The 707-nt window shown below is 64.5% G+C and carries 1 protein-coding gene; it reads left to right on the top strand.

Annotated elements, in window-relative coordinates; all coding sequences use genetic code 11:
- Positions 1 to 707, top strand: a 707-nt coding sequence (locus tag U9980_RS22740; RefSeq protein WP_416210359.1) for a TatD family hydrolase, incomplete at both ends; no start/stop codon positions are given.

Below are 707 nucleotides of genomic sequence, written 5' to 3'. Positions count from 1 at the left end.
GACGACTATGAGGCGATGTACGCGGCCGGAGTCCGTGCCCTGGTGGAGCCGGCGTTCTGGCTCGGGCAACCCCGCACGTCCATCGGCAGTTTTGTCGACTACTTCGACGGGCTGCTCGGCTGGGAGCCGTTTCGAGCCGCCCAGTTCGGGATCGCACATCATTGCACGATCGCGCTGAACCCGAAGGAAGCCAACGATCCCCGCTGTAAGCCGGTTCTTGATCTACTTCCCCGGTACCTGGTGAAGGACCGGGTGGTCGCGGTCGGGGAGATCGGATTCGACTCGATGACCTCCGAGGAGGAGCGTGCCTTCGCCACCCAGCTCACGCTCGCTGTCGAACACGACCTACCCGCGCTGGTACACACCCCGCACCGCGACAAAGCAGCTGGAACATCGCGAAGCCTTGAGCTCATCGATGCATCGGGCATCGCGCCGGAACGGGTCGTACTCGATCATCTCAATGAGGTCACGGTCGGTCTGGTTGCCGGCACCGGCTGCTGGATGGGTTTCTCGATCTACCCGGATACCAAGATGGACCCCGACCGGATGGTCCGCATCCTCACCGAGTACGGAACCGAACGGATGCTGGTGAACTCGGCCGCCGACTGGGGACGCAGTGACCCGTTGCGCACCCGGGCCACCGGCGAGGCGATGCTCGCCGCGGGATTCGACGCCGACGACGTCGAGACTCTTCTGTGGCGCAACCC

It is taken from the genome of Protofrankia sp. Cr1, from assembly GCF_963555865.1.
In the GTDB taxonomy this organism is placed as follows: domain Bacteria; phylum Actinomycetota; class Actinomycetes; order Frankiales; family Frankiaceae; genus Protofrankia.
Note: the sequence above shows the minus strand (reverse complement) of the source record. Positions and strands in the feature narration are given on the sequence as shown.